The organism is Streptomyces sp. 3211.6 (assembly GCF_003634815.1).
GTDB lineage: Bacteria > Actinomycetota > Actinomycetes > Streptomycetales > Streptomycetaceae > Streptomyces > Streptomyces katrae_A.
This window is the reverse complement of sequence record NZ_RBXC01000001.1, coordinates 1-15,780: the sequence shown is the minus strand read 5'-3', so window position 1 is coordinate 15,780 and position 15,780 is coordinate 1. Positions and strand designations below refer to the sequence as shown.

Annotated in this window: 14 protein-coding genes and 2 pseudogenes; 8 read left to right on the top strand and 8 right to left on the bottom strand. The window is 68.4% G+C overall.

Annotation, left to right across the window (positions count from 1 at the left end):
- Positions 1-161: 161 nt before the first annotated feature.
- The 7 genes and pseudogenes from BX286_RS00080 to BX286_RS00050 all read left to right on the top strand — a co-directional run bounded on the left by BX286_RS00080 (position 162) and on the right by BX286_RS00050 (position 7,625).
- Positions 162-776 carry a hypothetical protein gene (locus BX286_RS00080; RefSeq protein WP_261993274.1) on the top strand — a complete coding sequence of 205 codons (615 nt, stop codon included), beginning with the start codon at positions 162-164 and terminating at the stop codon, positions 774-776.
- Positions 777-979: 203 nt separating this feature from the next.
- Positions 980-1,670 (top strand): annotated as a pseudogene (locus tag BX286_RS00075) (HNH endonuclease family protein).
- Positions 1,671-1,775: 105 nt separating this feature from the next.
- A complete protein-coding gene (locus tag BX286_RS00070; protein WP_121014242.1) occupies positions 1,776-2,408 on the top strand; it encodes a hypothetical protein in 633 nt (210 codons plus the stop codon).
- Complete coding sequence (locus tag BX286_RS00065) at positions 2,389-3,549, top strand: XRE family transcriptional regulator (RefSeq protein ID WP_315974676.1); 1,161 nt, start codon at positions 2,389-2,391, stop codon at positions 3,547-3,549. The genes BX286_RS00070 and BX286_RS00065 overlap by 20 nt, the downstream gene beginning before the upstream one ends.
- Positions 3,550-4,370: 821 nt before the next feature.
- Positions 4,371-5,297, top strand: a complete 927-nt coding sequence (locus BX286_RS00060) for a polyprenyl synthetase family protein (protein WP_261993272.1) — start codon at positions 4,371-4,373, stop codon at positions 5,295-5,297.
- Between the two features lie 174 nt (positions 5,298-5,471).
- Positions 5,472-6,485 (top strand): Rieske 2Fe-2S domain-containing protein, encoded by a 1,014-nt coding sequence (locus tag BX286_RS00055; protein WP_121014239.1) that lies wholly within the window; start codon positions 5,472-5,474, stop codon positions 6,483-6,485.
- A 114-nt stretch (positions 6,486-6,599) separates the two neighbouring features.
- Positions 6,600-7,625 (top strand): terpene synthase family protein, encoded by a 1,026-nt coding sequence (locus BX286_RS00050; protein WP_148710226.1) that lies wholly within the window; start codon positions 6,600-6,602, stop codon positions 7,623-7,625.
- A gap of 176 nt (positions 7,626-7,801) precedes the next feature.
- Here BX286_RS00050 and BX286_RS00045 read toward each other — a convergent pair whose 3' ends face one another.
- Positions 7,802-8,467 carry a hypothetical protein gene (locus tag BX286_RS00045; protein ID WP_121014237.1) on the bottom strand — a complete coding sequence of 222 codons (666 nt, stop codon included), beginning with the start codon at positions 8,465-8,467 and terminating at the stop codon, positions 7,802-7,804.
- A gap of 291 nt (positions 8,468-8,758) precedes the next feature.
- Here BX286_RS00045 and BX286_RS00040 point away from each other — a divergent pair.
- Positions 8,759-9,322 (top strand): annotated as a pseudogene (locus tag BX286_RS00040) (thiol:disulfide interchange protein DsbA/DsbL); the annotation flags it as partial.
- A 421-nt stretch (positions 9,323-9,743) separates the two neighbouring features.
- On the opposite strand, the gene BX286_RS00035 reads toward BX286_RS00040, so the two are convergent.
- The 7 genes from BX286_RS00035 to BX286_RS36225 all read right to left on the bottom strand — a co-directional run.
- Positions 9,744-10,202, bottom strand: coding sequence for a hypothetical protein (locus BX286_RS00035; RefSeq protein WP_121014235.1), 459 nt, complete (start codon positions 10,200-10,202; stop codon positions 9,744-9,746).
- A gap of 667 nt (positions 10,203-10,869) precedes the next feature.
- Positions 10,870-11,361 (bottom strand): peptidylprolyl isomerase, encoded by a 492-nt coding sequence (locus tag BX286_RS00030; protein WP_121017460.1) that lies wholly within the window; start codon positions 11,359-11,361, stop codon positions 10,870-10,872.
- Positions 11,362-12,204: 843 nt separating this feature from the next.
- Positions 12,205-12,408, bottom strand: a complete 204-nt coding sequence (locus tag BX286_RS00025) for a cold-shock protein (protein ID WP_121014234.1) — start codon at positions 12,406-12,408, stop codon at positions 12,205-12,207.
- Between the two features lie 136 nt (positions 12,409-12,544).
- Positions 12,545-12,772 (bottom strand): hypothetical protein, encoded by a 228-nt coding sequence (locus BX286_RS00020; protein ID WP_121014233.1) that lies wholly within the window; start codon positions 12,770-12,772, stop codon positions 12,545-12,547.
- Positions 12,773-12,795: 23 nt separating this feature from the next.
- Positions 12,796-12,960, bottom strand: a complete 165-nt coding sequence (locus tag BX286_RS36950; protein WP_398898868.1) for a DUF6233 domain-containing protein — start codon at positions 12,958-12,960, stop codon at positions 12,796-12,798.
- A 264-nt stretch (positions 12,961-13,224) separates the two neighbouring features.
- Positions 13,225-14,490: a hypothetical protein gene (locus tag BX286_RS00010; protein ID WP_121014232.1), complete on the bottom strand. Its 1,266-nt coding sequence runs from the start codon at positions 14,488-14,490 to the stop codon at positions 13,225-13,227.
- Between the two features lie 388 nt (positions 14,491-14,878).
- On the bottom strand, positions 14,879-15,780 hold a 902-nt coding region (locus tag BX286_RS36225; RefSeq protein ID WP_222842043.1), incomplete at its 5' end, for a hypothetical protein.

Here is a 15,780-nt window from a genome sequence, read left to right as displayed (position 1 = left end):
CAGCTTCGGATCACCGCAGCGCGGGGCCGCCGCGACGTCCCGGACGTCGCCCGGACCGCACGAGGAAGTGGTCGATTCAGCCGGTTCTCGCCCGCACATGCAGCGGATGCGAGATGGTCGTTCCCAGTGGGCTGTGACCGCGGCCTGCGGGAGTACTGGAGGTGTCTGTGGCGAAGGACGAGACGTGGACGTCCGATGAGTACGGGACGTCGCACGAAGGCCGTGTCGGCGTGCTCCTTGCGGACGGGACGGTCCCGGAGCCGGTGTACTTCGACTCCAACTCCGGCGGGTTCAGCTCGAAGGTCAGGCACTGGAGCGTCTACGACGGCGACGGCCCGTACTCCCCGCGGCCGAAGGCGGATGTGCTGCGGGCCGAGTGCTCCTGCGGCTGGACCGGCACCCGGCACACCGTCGACTGGGCCGCCCTGGGGGACCTTCCGTTCCGCGAGAGCGGCCTGGTGATGGCCGCGCAGTGCGAAAAGGAGTGGGACGGCCACATCACCGCCGTCGGCGCCACCACCATCGCCCTGCCCGCCGAGCTAGAAACCCTCCTTGACACCATCGCCGACGCGATCGAAAACCTCGCCCAAAACTCACCCGCCGCCGCCCTCAAAGCCGCCCGCTCCCTCGAACTCATCGCCCAGCGCACAGCGCACTGGCCAGCCCACGACGCGCGCAGCCAGGACCCCGAGGAGGTCGCGGCCGCGCTCGGGTTGAACGTCGACGACACCGAGGCGCTCCTGGCCCGCTTCGGAGGCTGGGCGTACTACGGCTGACCCGCCCCCGGCGCCCGCTGCAGAGACCGGCCCGGGGCTGCGGCAGTCCCGGCCTGGTGCACTCCGCGTCCGGGCGGGGTGTACGCCGTGGTGGGGCTGGTGGGCGGGCAGTGTCGTTTCGGCAGTGAATCAGCCGCCCCGCAGGGGTGAACTGCCTGGTCGAGGTCTGTCCCCGGGGCGGCGGGAGGCGGTAGAACCGCCGCGTGGTGATCACGTTCGTGCGGGCCGCCACCGCGGCCGCCGCTGCCCTCGCCCTGTCCCTGCCTGTCACGTCCGCACACGCCGCCGAGAAGCCGGCCGCAGTCAGCGGGGTGGCGCAGGTCCTCCCGATCGGCGTCGCGGTCAGCGCGCTGCCGGTCGCGCTCGAGGACCGGACCGGCTACCAGCGCACGTCGTTCAAGCACTGGAACGCCGGTGACCTGCCCGCCGACGGCTGCAACACCCGCCAGGAGGTCCTGCTGGCCGAGGCGGTCGTCTACCCCGAGATCGGGCCGGGCTGCACCCTGACCGGTGGCCTGTGGTCGTCTTACTACGACGGTGTACAGACCACAGACTCACGCCAGTTCGATATTGACCCACATGGTCCCGCTCGCGGAGGCGTGGGACTCTGGGGCGTCCGCGTGGACGGCTGCACGGCGAGAGGCGTACGCGAACGACCAGGGCCAGCCGTCCTCGCTGGTGGCGGTCACGGCCCGCTCGAACCGCAGCAAGGCGGACCAGGACCCGGCCCAGTGGCTGCCGCCATCGCCGGATGCGCTGTGCAGGTACGGCGCGGAGTGGACCGCGACGAAGCTGCGGTGGGGCCTGGCGGCGGATGAGGCGGAGCGGGACCGGCTGCTGGACATCGCGGCCGGCTGCGGTGGCACGGACGTGGAGTTCACCCCTGCCCCGTAGCGCGACGCGGCCGCGCGTGAAGGGTCGTCACCCGGCAGGGTGGCGGCCCTTCTTGTACTCCGAAGTCGTTGTGGGTGTGGAATTCGCGGTTATAAAATAACCGCCATGCTCACACCTGAGGACGCGTCATACATCACGCGGGCCACTGAAGGTCTGGCCGCGCCCCTCTACGAAGCACTCGTCCACGGCTACATCGCCGCCCACGGTCACTACGACGACTCGGGCCTGACCGGCTACGGCTACACCAAAGGCCGCACCGACCTCGTGCGCGACCACACCCGCGGCTTCATCGAGCGTCGCCACGCGGACGGGCTCGACCTCGGCGGTTGGACGCCCATCGAGACGTCCAGCGGTCGGCTGCACCTGCGCCACGACATGATGACCATCCGGGTCCTGCATGCCACCCCGTACGAGATGGTCCCCGCCCCTGGTGGGAACCAGGCCCGGATCACCTACTATGAGAATCGAAAGCTTGATCTACTTGGGGTTGCCGGCAGCAACCTCATCGCGGTCTGGCTCTCGCCGCCCGAGGAGGGCGGGGAAATCTCGGTTCGGATCGTTCGCCCGATAGGGGAATGGAAGCCGGGCCGGGCCGCGAAGTTTGACCTGTACTACGAGCTCCCCCGCAACACTGAGTCGTTCACCGACTGGGAGTTCATTCCGGACGACGAGGGCTTCACACTGCCCTTCGAGTTCGACGAGGACGTGCGCGAAGAGGGTGAAGGACGTGGTGCGTGATCCAGCTGAGCGCATTCGGACCCTGAGGGCCCTTATGGGCCTCACTCAAGGGGAACTCGCGCAAGCTGCTGGCGTCTCGCAGCCGCTGATCTCCCAGATCCAGAAGGGCCTCAAGCCGGTCAGCGACGACGTGCTAACGCGCATCGCTGCGGCGACCGGCACCCCCATGTCGTTCTTCGACGTGGACCCGGCTGATCTACCCGCCGACACGCTGGCCTTCCGCAAGAAGGCCAGCGCATCGGCCAAGGAGGTCGCGCGGGTGGAGGCGACGGTCAGGGAGGCGTACCGGGTCGCCGTACGCCTCATGGACGAGACCAAGATCCGCCGCACCACCCTGCCCGTGGCCGAGGGCACCCTCACCGGCGATGACATCGAGGATCTTGCGGACCAGACCCGCGCCGCTCTCGGCATCGCGGCGGACGGAGTGATCGGCCACGTCATCCGCGCCTGCGAACGCGCCGGCATCCCCGTGGTCCCCATCGTGCTCCTCGACTCCGACGGCGCCGGAGAGGAAGCCGTCGTGGGGCACTCCGGCGTCTCCTGCTGGAAGGGCACCACGGGACCCTCGATGATCAGCTACTTCTCCGCCGGAAGCGGGGACCGGCAGAGGTTCACCACCGCCCACGAACTGGGGCACCTCGTCCTCCACCCCCACCGCCGAGCCGGCCTGGACCCCAAGCAGGCGGAAACCGAGGCGCTTCGCTTCGCAGGAGCGTTCCTGCTTCCCCGCGAACGGGCAGACGAGGCGTTCAGCGGCCCGCTGATGCTCCGCGAATTCGCCGTACTTAAGCGGCGCTGGGGCATCTCCATCCAAGCCCTGATCAACCGCGCTCACGACCTCGGCCACATCGACCAAGCCCGCCGGGAGAGCCTCTACAAGCAACTCGCCGCCCGCGGCTGGCGGACAAACGAACCCGTCGCCGTGCACCCCGAGCAGCCCACCCTCGTCCGCGCCATGCTCGGCCGCAAGTACGGCGAGCCGCCGTCCCTGCTCCAGGCCGCCGAAGACCTCGGACTGCACCCCGTCCTCATGCGCTCCCTCGCACCTGATGTGGCAGCCGACCCGGCCCCGCGCCGAACCGCACCCGTTATCAGCCTCGGCGATCGCCGTCGCAGAGGCGCACGCCTTCAGGTTCTCTGACCGGCGGGCGACGGGCCGAAGCAGGCGGACGGACCGATTGCATGGGGCCGGCACGGATGGTGCCGGCCCCACTTCGTGTCCCTGAGGGGTCAGCCGGATCCCACAGCGGCGGGGGCCACCACCGGTCCGGAGGCGGCCCCCGCCGCAGGGGACAACTGGCCAGCTCACTTCTGGGCCTGGCCCGGGAGGGCCGGTGGGGTGCCCACTCCCGGGCGGGGGTGGGCTACTGCGCCCTCTCCACCCCGAGGGCGGCGAGGGCGGCGAGCTGGTCGGGGTGAAGCCGGTCACGGCGCTGTTTCTGGTTGACGATCCATACTCCGGTGCGGTGCTCGGTTCCGTCGGGGAGCTGCTCGACGTGCGCCCGTCCGGGGAGTCCACCGCCTTCCCGTTTGAGGTACTGGGAGAGGGCCTGTACGCCCTTGTGGAACGCCTCGGCGCCCCGCCGGATCGTGGACGTCGCATCCGACGTCGCGGCCGCCGTACGGGCCCGTGGGGTCCGCGCGGGCGTTACTCCGAGGGCGGCGAGTCGGGACGTGACATATGTGGTGCATCGGTGGGTGTCCGTGGGCCGATTAGGCCTGGTTGTGCTCAGGGGCTGTGGGCGGTGAGATGTCGGTGAGCGCCGGACGCGGAGTGCGGAAGGGGGCAGGGCGGGGGTCCGGCCAGCGATGAAGAACTGGATTCGAGGGGGAGCTGGATACGTGGATGCGCCTGTCGTTCCACCCGTGGTGTCTCAGCGTGATTCTGAGGTGATCGGCTCGCGGGTCCGTTTGCTGATCGGTAGGTCCCTTCGTACGGCTGTGGAGCGGCTGCCGGGTGCTATGCGCCACCTTGCCGGATGCCATTTCGGGTGGTGGGACCAGGGCGGTGCCGCGCTGACTGCGGTGGAGGGAAAAGGGATGCGTGCCGCTTTGGCTCTGCTGTCCTGCCAGGCCGTGGGCGGTGAAGCCGAGCGGGCGGTGCCCGCGGCGGTGGCGGTCGAGCTGGTGCACAATGCCTCCCTGCTCCATGACGACGTCATAGACGGGGACCGGTTGCGCCGGGGCAGACCTGCTTTGTGGACCGTGTTCGGCGTGCCGGCGGCGATCCTGGCGGGGGATGCGCTGTTCTTCCTGGCCACGCAGGTTCTTCTCGAGGCGGGCGGCCCCTTGGCCGCCGCGGGGCTCACGCGCTTGAACGAGGCGGTGCAGGATCTGATCGACGGCGAGTACGCGGACGTCACTTTCCAGGACCGGCCGGCAGTGCCGAGAGGTGAAGCGCAGGCCATGGCTCAGGCGAAAACCGGTGCGCTGATCGCGGCCACATGTGAGTTGGGGGCTTTGGCCGGAGGCGCGGATGACGCACGTATCGAACTACTGGGGGCCTTCGGTAGCCATCTGGGGGCGGCATTCCAGTTGACGGACGACCTGCTGGGAATCTGGGGTGACCCCGAGGCCACGGGTAAGCCGCGGTGGGCGGACCTGTCCGCGCGGAAGAAGTCCCTTCCGGTCGCCCACTCTCTCGCTTCCGGCAACGCTGCCGGTCAGGCCCTGGCCCGCCTCTACGCCACGCCCGGCTCTCTGTCTCAGCGCCAGTTGGAGCAGGCCGCAGTCCTGGTGGAGGAGGCCGGCGGCCGCGCCTGGGCAATGTCCGAGGCGCACCGTCACATCGAGACGGCTCTGCACCATCTCCGGGCCGCCGAGCCGGAGCCTGGTGCCGCCGCCGACCTCAGGATGCTGGCTCGCCTGGTCGCCGATCGCGACCGGTGACGACTTGGGCGTTGGCCTCAGCGCCATGCCGGCACGTACACAACCGCCCCGTGACCGAGCCCGTCCCTCGCTCAGCAGGCCGAGCCGGCACAGCAACCAAGCCCTCCAGCCACAGCCGCTCGAGAGACCAGGGGACCAAGGTTGAAGAAGGTGCAGAACCCGCCGCGCAGTGCGATGCAGCCCAGACGCCCATATCCGCACGGATGGTTCGCCCTGGCCTTCAGCAGGGAGGTGCGGCGCGGGCAAGTCCGCCGTGTCCGCTTCATGGACGACGACGTTGTCCTCTACCGCACCCAAAGCGGTGCGGCGCGCGCCGTGGACCCCTACTGCCCGCACCTGGGCGCACACCTCGGCTACGGGGGCCGTGTGGACGGCGAGACCATCGTGTGCCCGTTCCACGGCTTCGCCTACGACACAGGCGGCCGGTGTGTCCGTACCGGATACGACACACCCCCTCCCCAGGCCCGGCTGACGGTACGGCACGTCAGCGAGGTCAACGGCGTCATCCTCGTGTGGCACCACCCCGATGACCTGCCCCCGCAGTGGCAGATCCCCAGGCTCCCCGACGACCTCCCTGCGCCGGTGGAGCGCACCGTGCCCCTCACCGATCACCCCCAGGAAATCGTCGAGAACCTCATGGATATCGGCCACCTGACCTACCTCCATGGCTTCTCACACGCCAGCGAAGTAAGCCCGGTCGAGTTCGACGGCCATCGGATGAGGTACCACCTGGCCGTGGAGAAGACCTACCTCCCCCTCACCGGTCCCGTACGGTTCGACATCAGGGCAGACGTTCACGGACTCGGCTACTTCTCACTGGAGTTCGACGCGCCTCGCCTCGGTATTCGCGGGCGCAGTCTCCAGCTCCCCACCGCGGTTGACCCGACGCACATCCACTACCGCTGGACGATGAGTCTGCTCGCTCCCCGCAGTCTGGGGAGACTGCGGGCCCCGCTGTCACGTCTGCTGACCGGCCTCGCCGCTCCGGTGTTGGGCCGTGAGGCCGCGGCGGACTTCGCCGTCTGGGAGAACAAGATCTACATCGAGCACCCTCGGCTGGCCAAGGGCGACGGGCCCATCGGGGCGTACCGGCGCTGGGCGGCACAGTTCTATCCCTCTGCAGACACCACCAGCAGGGCCTTGCCGCCAGCGCCGGCCCGCCAGGAACCGGACGAACGCCAAGCATGAGCGCGCCGCCCCATCACCCTCGCGGCCCGGAACGGAGACCCGCGGACGGCGCAGAGAACCGTAGCGATCACTGATTCTCCTTTGAACCACCATGTCCATGAGGAGGGAAACCCTGTGCCGTCTGCCGACGCCTACCCCCGTGAAATGCCGGTGTACTGCCCGTGGCCCGCAGGACAGTACACCGCCACCGACTGGAAGGACATCGAGGCCGAAGCCGTCGCCTGGTACGGCTCCCAAGAACTTCCGGAGCCACCCAAGCTGTACTCCAACACCACCAGCGGCTACGGCATGTGCCGCGCCTTTCCCGATGCCGTGGACGCCACCGCACTGCAGCTGATCACCCAGTACTCGGTATGGGCCTTCTTCTACGACGACCACATCACCGCCCGCGGCACCAGCGGCGACCACGTACGCTCCTGCCTGGCTGCCTCCGACCGCGTCTTCGACACCCTCGGGGTCCCGGTGACCGAGCCGTGCCGCTACGTCGGCGCACAACGAGACCTGGCCGAGCGCTGGCACGCCAGCATGCCCGAGTCGACCTGGTCCTACCTCGCCGCCGGCTGGCGTTCCTGGATCACCGCCCTCATCCCGGGACGTCCCGTCACGACCGTCGACGCCTACCTGTCCTGGCGCCACCTCGACGACGCCAGCACCGTCTACGCCCCCATGCCGCTGACCACCGGCGACTACACCCTCACCAGCCACCAGTGGCAGGACCCCCGCGCCGCCGCCGTCCGCCACGCCATGGGCCTGATCACCGGCATCGACAACGACCTGTCCTCACCAACTTCCGAACCCCACAGCGCGCATCTGCTCGACATCCTCGCCGCCGAAGCAGGCATCCCCCGCCCCCAGGCCGTTGACGAAGCTGTCGCACTGCGCAACCTGCTCACCTGCAGACTTGAACACCTTGTGGCCGACCTCACCGCAAACGCCAAAGAGCCACTCGGGCGCTATGCAGGCCAGGTCGCGCAGATCACGCGAGGCCACCTGGACTGGTACGAAGTCACCCGGCGCTACCGCGAACGGCCCGACCGCCTCCCCCCGATCACGCTGTCCCCGACGTCCGACCATCCCGACCACGACTGCCACACGCCCCCGCCCTGGCGCGCTGTGTCCTGGTGGTGGGACCTGCGCTGACGCGGTGCCGAGCAGGCGAACCGCAGGTTCCTCCACACCGCGCGAAGGCGAAGCCGCGCCCAGCCCACAGTCCCGCCGCAAGGTATGAGAACCGCGTCATCCCCATCACTGCTCCGGACCGACCAAGATCACCGGCTTGGCGTGCACCGATGTTCGCTGAGGCCGTGCTTGGCGGGCTACGTGAGCAGTGCCCCCATGTTCATGTTCATCTTGAGCTGGGCGAGCGGAGTCCGGGTGCCGTCGTGCGCGATCGTCCCCAGCGGCAGCGGCGCATGCCCCGCATACAGGTGTCCGCCAGTGGGGGATCCGTCCGCGTTCGTGTCCTGAGGCGGCGGCGGCCACGTCACCGTGGTGCCCTGCCAGGTTCCCGGGTTGAGCGTGGTGTAGGTGAACGGACCGGTCGTGTGACCTTCGCGTTCGAGGGTCGCGTCGAAGGGCAGCCGGTACGTCGCGAGGAGGCCGCCGGGCCCGAGCCTCAGGGTGCTCGCTGGAGAGACGTCGGCATCGGGCAGGCGGAGAGTGATCTTTCCGTAGCGCGGGTGAGCGCCCTCGACCTGGAAGTCGAGCACCTGCAAGCGCACGTAGTCAGCGCCCCCGGTGAGTACTTTCACGACGATCATGCCAATGAAATTCACGGTGGCCGGCGGCTCGGACCCCGTGGTGAGCGTGGCGCCGAACGCGTTGATGCTCTGGTTGACGGTCTGCCCGATGGTGGGAAGCAGGCTGCGGCGCGACCAGGTGGCGGCGAAGGCGCTGCCCGCCTCGACGGTCAGGAGTGCGCCGCCGACGGCCGCCGCAGCTGCGGTGCCGAGGAGGCGGCGTCGGGTGAGGTTCTCTGTCATGTCTGGATTGTCGATCTTTGAAGGCGGCGGCTACCGGGAGCGTGGCCGTCATATCCCTCCCACGGGGGACGCCCTCCGTCCGTCGAATCACCACCGAGCGAACCGATGCGCGCCGGCGCGCCCGGTGAGTGAGAGGGAGGGCGTGCTCTTCGCGCCACGGGGGCTTGCTCGCCACCTGATCCGGTCATTTTCGGTGCGAGTCACGCGCGACCGTGGGCCGATGACGCCATGATCGTTAAGCGCGTCAGTGGGATGCGTGTTCACGTGGCGTGATGGATGGAGTCGGTTATGAGTGAGCCGGTCGCAGGCACGGAGTACATCGAGATCTCCAACCCGGTCCCGGTGAGTGTCCCGGGCAAGATCGAAGCGGTGCAGCTGTTCTGGTACGGCGACCCGCACACCTACCACTTCGAGCCGGTGGTGAATCCGTGGGCGGAGAGGCTCCCGAAGGATGTGAACTTCAAGAAGGTCCCCGCCATGTTCGGGGCCCCGTGGGACGTCCATGGGCAGATGTTCTTGACCCTGGAAGCCATGGGGGCCGAGCCCAAGGTCCACGCCGCTGTCTTCGACGCGGTGCAGAACAAGCGCATGAGGCTCACCAAGCCCGAGGAACAGGCCGACTTCCTTCGTACCGAGGGCGTCGACAAGGACAAGTACCAGGCCGTGTTTCACTCCTTCGCCATCATGGGCCAGGTCAAGCAGGCCAAGGAGCTGGTGAAGAACTACGAGGTGACGGGCGTTCCCTCGATGGTCGTCAACGGGAAGTACCGTGCGGATCTTGGAACGGCTCAGGGCCCCGAAGGGCTCCTGAACGTGGTTGATCATCTGATCGCCGTGGAACGCGCGGCGAAGTAGGAACACCCTGACGGCGGGAGGCCGGAGACCAAGCGTCCCCCGGGACTGGTGATGCCGGGGGACGTGCGATCGGAGGCTACGTGGGGAGCGGTCTTTCGCTGTGGCGGTTCATCTAGGCCATCAGTTCGCGGTTGGCCGCGCGAGCGGCGGTGAGGTCGTGGTGTTCGCAACCGACGCATGAGACCTTGGGCCGGTGCCTGTGGGCAGGGGCCCGACAGCGTGCCGTCGCGTCGCCGACGCCATGCATCGGCCGGCCGAGAAGTTGAACCGGCAAGACCCTGTTTCATGCCGCCCTGCGCAAGTCGCTGAGGCGGGATGTTGCCGCGCGGCCGCCTCCCACACACCTCTCCTCGCCTTTAGGCACATTGAGGCGTGAGGGGCAGCCACTGGTCCCGGGCAGCCTCATTGCCCGGGTGGTGGTTCAGTGGGCGTCGATGTCGTAGCTCATCTTGGTGCCGTAGCCGTATGTATTCGCGATGCCGCTGGTGGCGCCTACCTGGAGTTCGATTTTCGCGCCGCGCTTGCGGGTTCCGGTGAAGTGGAAGTGCTCGGGAAGATCAGCGCAGCTGCGGGTCTTGTATCCCCAGGCGTCTCCGGCGCCGTGGTAGGCGAGTGTCGCGTACTGGGTGGTGAGGGCTCCGGGGGCGCAGTAGCCGTCGAAGTCACCGTCGATGATGTAGCCGGTCGGGCCGTTGGATTTCACGGTGCCGTTGAACCGGATGTCGTAGGTGACATCTCCCAGACTGTCTTCGTAAATGTAGGAGACGTGGACGTCGCGGGTCATGGCCTCGGCGGGGCCGGCGGCCACGACAGGCAGCAGCAGCGCGGCGAGAGCGGTCAGCACGGCGGCAGGGCGGCGGTTGAACAGGCTGCGCTTCATACAGTGCCCAACGACAAGGCAGCGTGCCAGGTCACCCGCTTGCGAACCGTGTTGTAGGCACAGGCCTGAACCCGCCGCCCGGTTGGCTCCACCGCGCGGCTCGGCGTGGCGAACCGCCACATGCGCGGGGCCGGCTTCCACCACCGCGCCGGGGGGCAGGGGTATTTGACTCTCGGGCCCGGGGAGCGGCTGGCAGCGCAGACGGTCCGGGGGATGCCTGCAGTGGCGAGCAGCGGCAGGCGATCCTCCGCCACAGCGCCTGAACAGCCTGGCTCATGTTCACACGACGTCGCCGGCGGTTGTGCCACCGTGGTGTTGTCGTCCACTTTCAGGTGATGTACTGCCCGTTCCTGACGGGTTCGCTGTGGGCCAATGTACGGCTGCCTGGGCAGCGGACGTCCGTGTCACCTCGGCGCTGAGTGTGGAGGCTTCTGCCGGCCGAAGCTTCATGACGGCGCACCGTAGTACCGGACCGTCTGCGAGGACCGCGGGCGGACGCGGAAGGTGGCCTTCCTGAGGTTGACTCCGACTTACTCCTCCTCGTCGGCTTCCTCGGGCGCATTGAGATCGCGCAGCGGGCGCAGGCCGCGCCCGGAGCCGCTGTGGTGGATGTTGAACACGTATCGGCCCAGGCGCTGGTGTCGCGCTGCGCCCGGTCGGGGGCGGATCAGACTATGACGGCCTTCTCGATGACTACGTCATCAAGGGGGACATCCTGATGGAATCCCGCGTTGCCCGTCTTGACGGTCTTGATCTTGTCGACGACGTCCTGTCCTTCGACGACCTTGCCGAAGACGGCGTAGCCCCAGCCCTGGGGGGTCGGAGAGGAGTGATTGAGGACGTCGTTGTCGTTGACGTTGATGAAGAACTGGGCGGTGGCCGAGTGCGGGTCGTTCGTACGGGCCATGGCCACGGTGTAGGCATCGTTGCGCAGCCCGTTGTGCGCCTCGTTGTCGATGGGCGCACCGACCGGCTTCTGCTGCATGCCGGGCTCGAAGCCGCCGCCCTGGATCATGAAGCCGTTGATCACCCGGTGGAAGATCGTGCCGTCGTAGTGCCCCCTCCTGGCATAGTCAAGGAAGTTTTGGACCGTCTTAGGGGCTTTGGCTGCAAACAATTCGATCTTGATGACGCCGTGAGTGGTGTGCAGCTCGATCATGTTTCGCTCCTTCACGTTGATCATCTTCGGTTCAGGAGCGTATCGGGGAGGGCGCTCGCGGGGCTGCCAGTTGGCCGGACAAGCGAAACCAGCCACTCAGGTGCAGCTGAGAGCGCCCTGGTGAAGGAGCGCCCGTGTGCGATCACAGGGTGGGATCCGACCCGCCGGGCCGAAGGCGCGCGGCGACCACGTCGACACTGGCGCCTGCCACCGACGCACCCGCGCCGTGCGTCGATCTCCGAATGGCCAACTACAGAGCCATGAACTGGCCAACTGCAGATCCACGCCACCGCGTGACCTGCAAAGGCTGAGGATCAGCTGGCCGCCTACCGCTTAAAGTCACAGTGGGGCGGTGGGGCGGCTGGCGTCACGGGGCACCGGGCGAGATCACCCGTCCGTGCCGGGTGGGCACCCGCCTGTACTGCGCTTGAGATGAGCCAACCCACTTCTTGGGGGACGAGGGGAGTGGGTGGGATCATCTCAGGTGGCCAGGACGCGCAGGTCGGTGGGTGGAAGTGTTCGCCGAACGGCCATCGTGCCCGTTGGGCGATCGGGCCCTCCGAGGCACAGGAGACGCTGAGCCGAGCGTGGGGTAGCCCCGGAGGCCGGCGAAGGCGAGCGGCTGGCTTCTTGATCGTTGTCAAGTTGGTCAGGAACAACCTTGGTCCCTGGCTCGACCGGCAGCAGGCTACCGATTCGGCTCAGCTCCGGTTCAGAACAGGCAAGGATCGGGGTGCTGAGTGTGCCCAACGGTGCAGCGATGGAGTCAGCCTGACGGCCTGCACCATGGACCGGCTCCCGCCTGCCCCGGCGACCAGCCGGTCGCAGCGCAGCGCCGGAGAGTTATAGGGGCTTGATGTTGGCGGCCTGGAGGCCCTTGGGGCCCGTCTTGACCTCGAATTCCACCTTCTGGTTTTCCTGCAGGGTCTTGAAGCCTTCCGTTCGGATCTCGCTGAAGTGGGCGAAGAGATCGTCACCACCACCCTCTGGGGTGATGAATCCGAACCCCTTGGCGTCGTTGAACCAGTGCACAGTGCCAGTGGCCATGTCCCCTCCCGGGGGCGTCAGCGGGCTGCTGGGCCGGGCGGCCGGCAGTGCAACGATCATGCCCGTCAGGGTTCGGAGGTAAAACCCGATACGGCCGGGACGAGTCGGGCCCTGGTCGGGGTTCGGACACAGGCACTCACCCTTCGTCGGGTTCGGGGCTCCACACGGTGGGGCCGCCGCCGTGCCACTCGATCAGCAGCGGATCGTCCAGGTCGACGTTGTCGGGATCCAGGCCGGCCCGGCGCAGGAACTCCAGGAGATCGGCGGGGCTGAGGGCGCGGCCGAGGATTTCGCCGTCGCAGCGGACGCGGCGCCCGCCCTGGGCGTCGGGCGGGTAGACGATGATGCGCGGGGCGGGGCTCATTCCTCCACCCTGCTGCGAGGTGGTCATTCCAGCACGCCCAGTGCGGTGTCCGGGCGGCACTGGGGGCAGGCGGGCCTGCCCTGGGCGAGCAGGTCGCGGATCTGGTCGGCGGTGGCGGGGGCGCAGCGTTTGCCGGTGTCCCAGCACGTCCCGACGTGGACGCGGCCCGGGGGCCGTCCGGCGCCGATCTCGCGCTCGATTAGCTGTTCCGCCGGTCCGGTTTACGGGCCGTCCGTGGGGCGCCTGGGGGCCGGGCGCGGGGGCGGGGGCGGGTGGCGTCTCGGACGTGAGAGTCCCCCGCGGGGGTGCTCCCGCCGGCCGGGATGAGGGCTGGTCGGCGGGAGCGCTGGTGGTTCAGCCGGTGCCTTCCTCGGCGGTGCCGTGTGCCTGGGAAGGGGTCTGGTGGCCTCTGGTGGTGACGGCTGGGGTGTGCTTCATCGCCGGCTTGGGGTTCAGCTGCGGGAGCCGCGGTGGACGCACAGGAGTTGGTTCTGGGTGCCGTTCTTGTCGCGGTAGGCGATCAGGGCGGGGCCCTGGGTGCTGTGGTGGCCGGGGAATTTGAAGTCCTGTGTCCACCTGCTGCCGTTGTAGGAGAGTCCCCAGAGGCTGGTGTCGGCGCCTCCGCGGTGGACGCAGTGCAGTTCGCCGTTGTGCACGGCCAGGGCGGGGCCTTCTCGGGTGGCGGCGTTTTTGATGTGCTGGTCAGTGGTCCAGTTGGTGCCGTCGGCGGTGGAGGTCCACCACATGGTGGTGTCGCCGTTGCCCTTGTGGACGCAGTAGAGGCGGCCGTTGTAGACGGCCAGGGCGGGGTTGGAGTCGGTCTTGTGGTTCCTGAGCTCGGTGTCCGCGGTCCAGTTGGTGCCGTCGGCGGTGGAGGTCACCCACAGGCTGTAGTTGCTGCTGTTGCCCTTGTGGACGCAGTACAGCCTGTTGTTGAACACGGCCAGTGCCGGTCCGGCGGAGGTCATGCGGCCGCCCCCGCCCAGCTTGGCGTCCTGGGTCCAGTTGACGCCGTCGGCGGTGGAGGTCACCCACAGGTTGTTGTCGCTGTCGCCGCGGTGGACGCAGTACAGCCTGTTCTTGAACTCGGCCGCTGCCGGCCCGGAGGCGGTGGCGTGGTGGGGGAGCTGCTGGTCGTCACTCCAGCCCTTGTCCGGGTCGTAGATGGTCCACCACAGGCGGCTGTCAGTGTTGCCCCGGTGTACGCACACCAGCTTGCCGTTGAGGGTGCCCAGCGCGGGGTTCGCGGCGGTGTTGTGTCCGGGGAACCGCTGGTCCTCGCTCCAGCTGCCGGTCCCCAGGACGGTCCACCACAGGGCCGGGTCGTCCTTGGGCTTCTTGGAGATCGGGATGAGCATGCCGGGCGCGATCCACGGCGAGACCAGCCTGCACCCGTACCCGCCCGAGACGGCCTTGATCCATACGGCCTTCGCCCTGCAGTACGCCTCGACGATCAGGTTGAAGGGAGGCGGCAGGATGCCTCCGGCCACGCCTCCGATCTCCTCGGCGAGCTCCGCCGTCTTCTCGGCGGCCTCCGCGTTGAGGTGGAGCGCGAAGCCCCACCACATCTTCTCGGGCCACACATTGACCCCGCGTGCGGCCAGTTCCTTCTGGACCTGCTCAGCGCGCGCGACGTCCTGCGGCAACGGCTGTGCGTTGTCACTGCCCAGGACGAAGCTGGCGCTCTCCGACTCTGCTGCTTGTTCCTCGATGGCCATTCTGGGCGCTCCTGCCTATAGCGGGGCGGCGCTCGGGGCCGCCCCAAGGGGTTGCCTCCGGCATATCCGACACCCCCCACCTGATCACCATTCGTCTATCACGTAAAGTGCCGAATTGGTCACGTAGTGTATTCACTCTTGCCTGCCGTCACCCTGACGGCCTCATCCGGCGTGCTCGGCGGCCAGGGCCTGTTCGGCGCGGTGGAGCTCGCCGCGGAGGTAGGTGACATGCGCTGCCGACGAGGGGCGGTCGCGTCGGGAACCCCGGCCGGTGCCGGGCACGGCTCCTCGCCGGATCGGCGGGTCGCCTGAAAGTGTGTGTGGGTCGGTTCCGGGGTGGTGCTCCCGCCGGCTGGCCTGGGGGCCGGTCGGCGGGAGTGCCGGTGGTTCAGCCGGTGCTTTCCTCGGCGGCGATGCGTGCTTCTGTTTCGGCGGTGTCGGTGCCGGCGGCGCGCTTGCCGTAGCCGCGGTGGATGACCATGAGCTGGTCCTTGGTGCCGTTCTTGTCGCGGTAGGCGACTACGGCGGGGCCGGCGCCGCTGCTGTGTGCGGGGAACTTGGTGTCTTGGGTCCAGCTGCCGTTGTAGGTGGCCCAGTACAGGTTCTGGTCGCTGCTGCCGTAGCCGCGGTGGACGCAGTACAGCTTGTTGTCGAACACGGCGAGTCCGGGCCCTTCCAGGCTGCTGTGGCGGGGCATTTCCGTGTCGGCGGTCCAGCCCGAGAAGCGGGTGTATGTGGCGTGCCACAGGTGCACGTTGGAGCCGTCCCCGCGGTGGACCAGGTGGAGTTTGTTGTTGTAGACGGCCAGCGCGGGGTTGGAGGCCGTCTTGTGGCGGGGCATTTCCGTGTCGGCGGTCCAGCTGGAGCCGTTGAACGTGGTGTGCCACATGGTCGTCTTGGGGCCGTCACCGCGGTGCACGCAGTGCAGCAGGCCGTCGTAGACGGCGAGCGCCGGGCCGACCGAGCTCTTGATGGCGTCGAGCTTCTGGTCGCGAGTCCAGCCCGAGCCGGTGAACTTGGTGTGGTACAGGTGCGTGTCGTTGTCGGCTCCCCGGTGGACGCAGTGCAGCTCGCCCTTGTAGACGGCCAGCGCCGGGCCGGCGGCGCTGGAGTGGGCATCGAAGCGCTTGTCCTCGGACCAGCCCTTGTCGGGGTCGAACGTGGTCCACCACAGCTGCTGGTCGCTGGCTCCGTAGCCGCGGTGCACGAGGATCAGCTGCCCGTTGAACACCGCCGCGGCCGGGTTCGCGGCGGTGGCGTGGGCCGGGAACATGGTGTCCTCGTTCCACT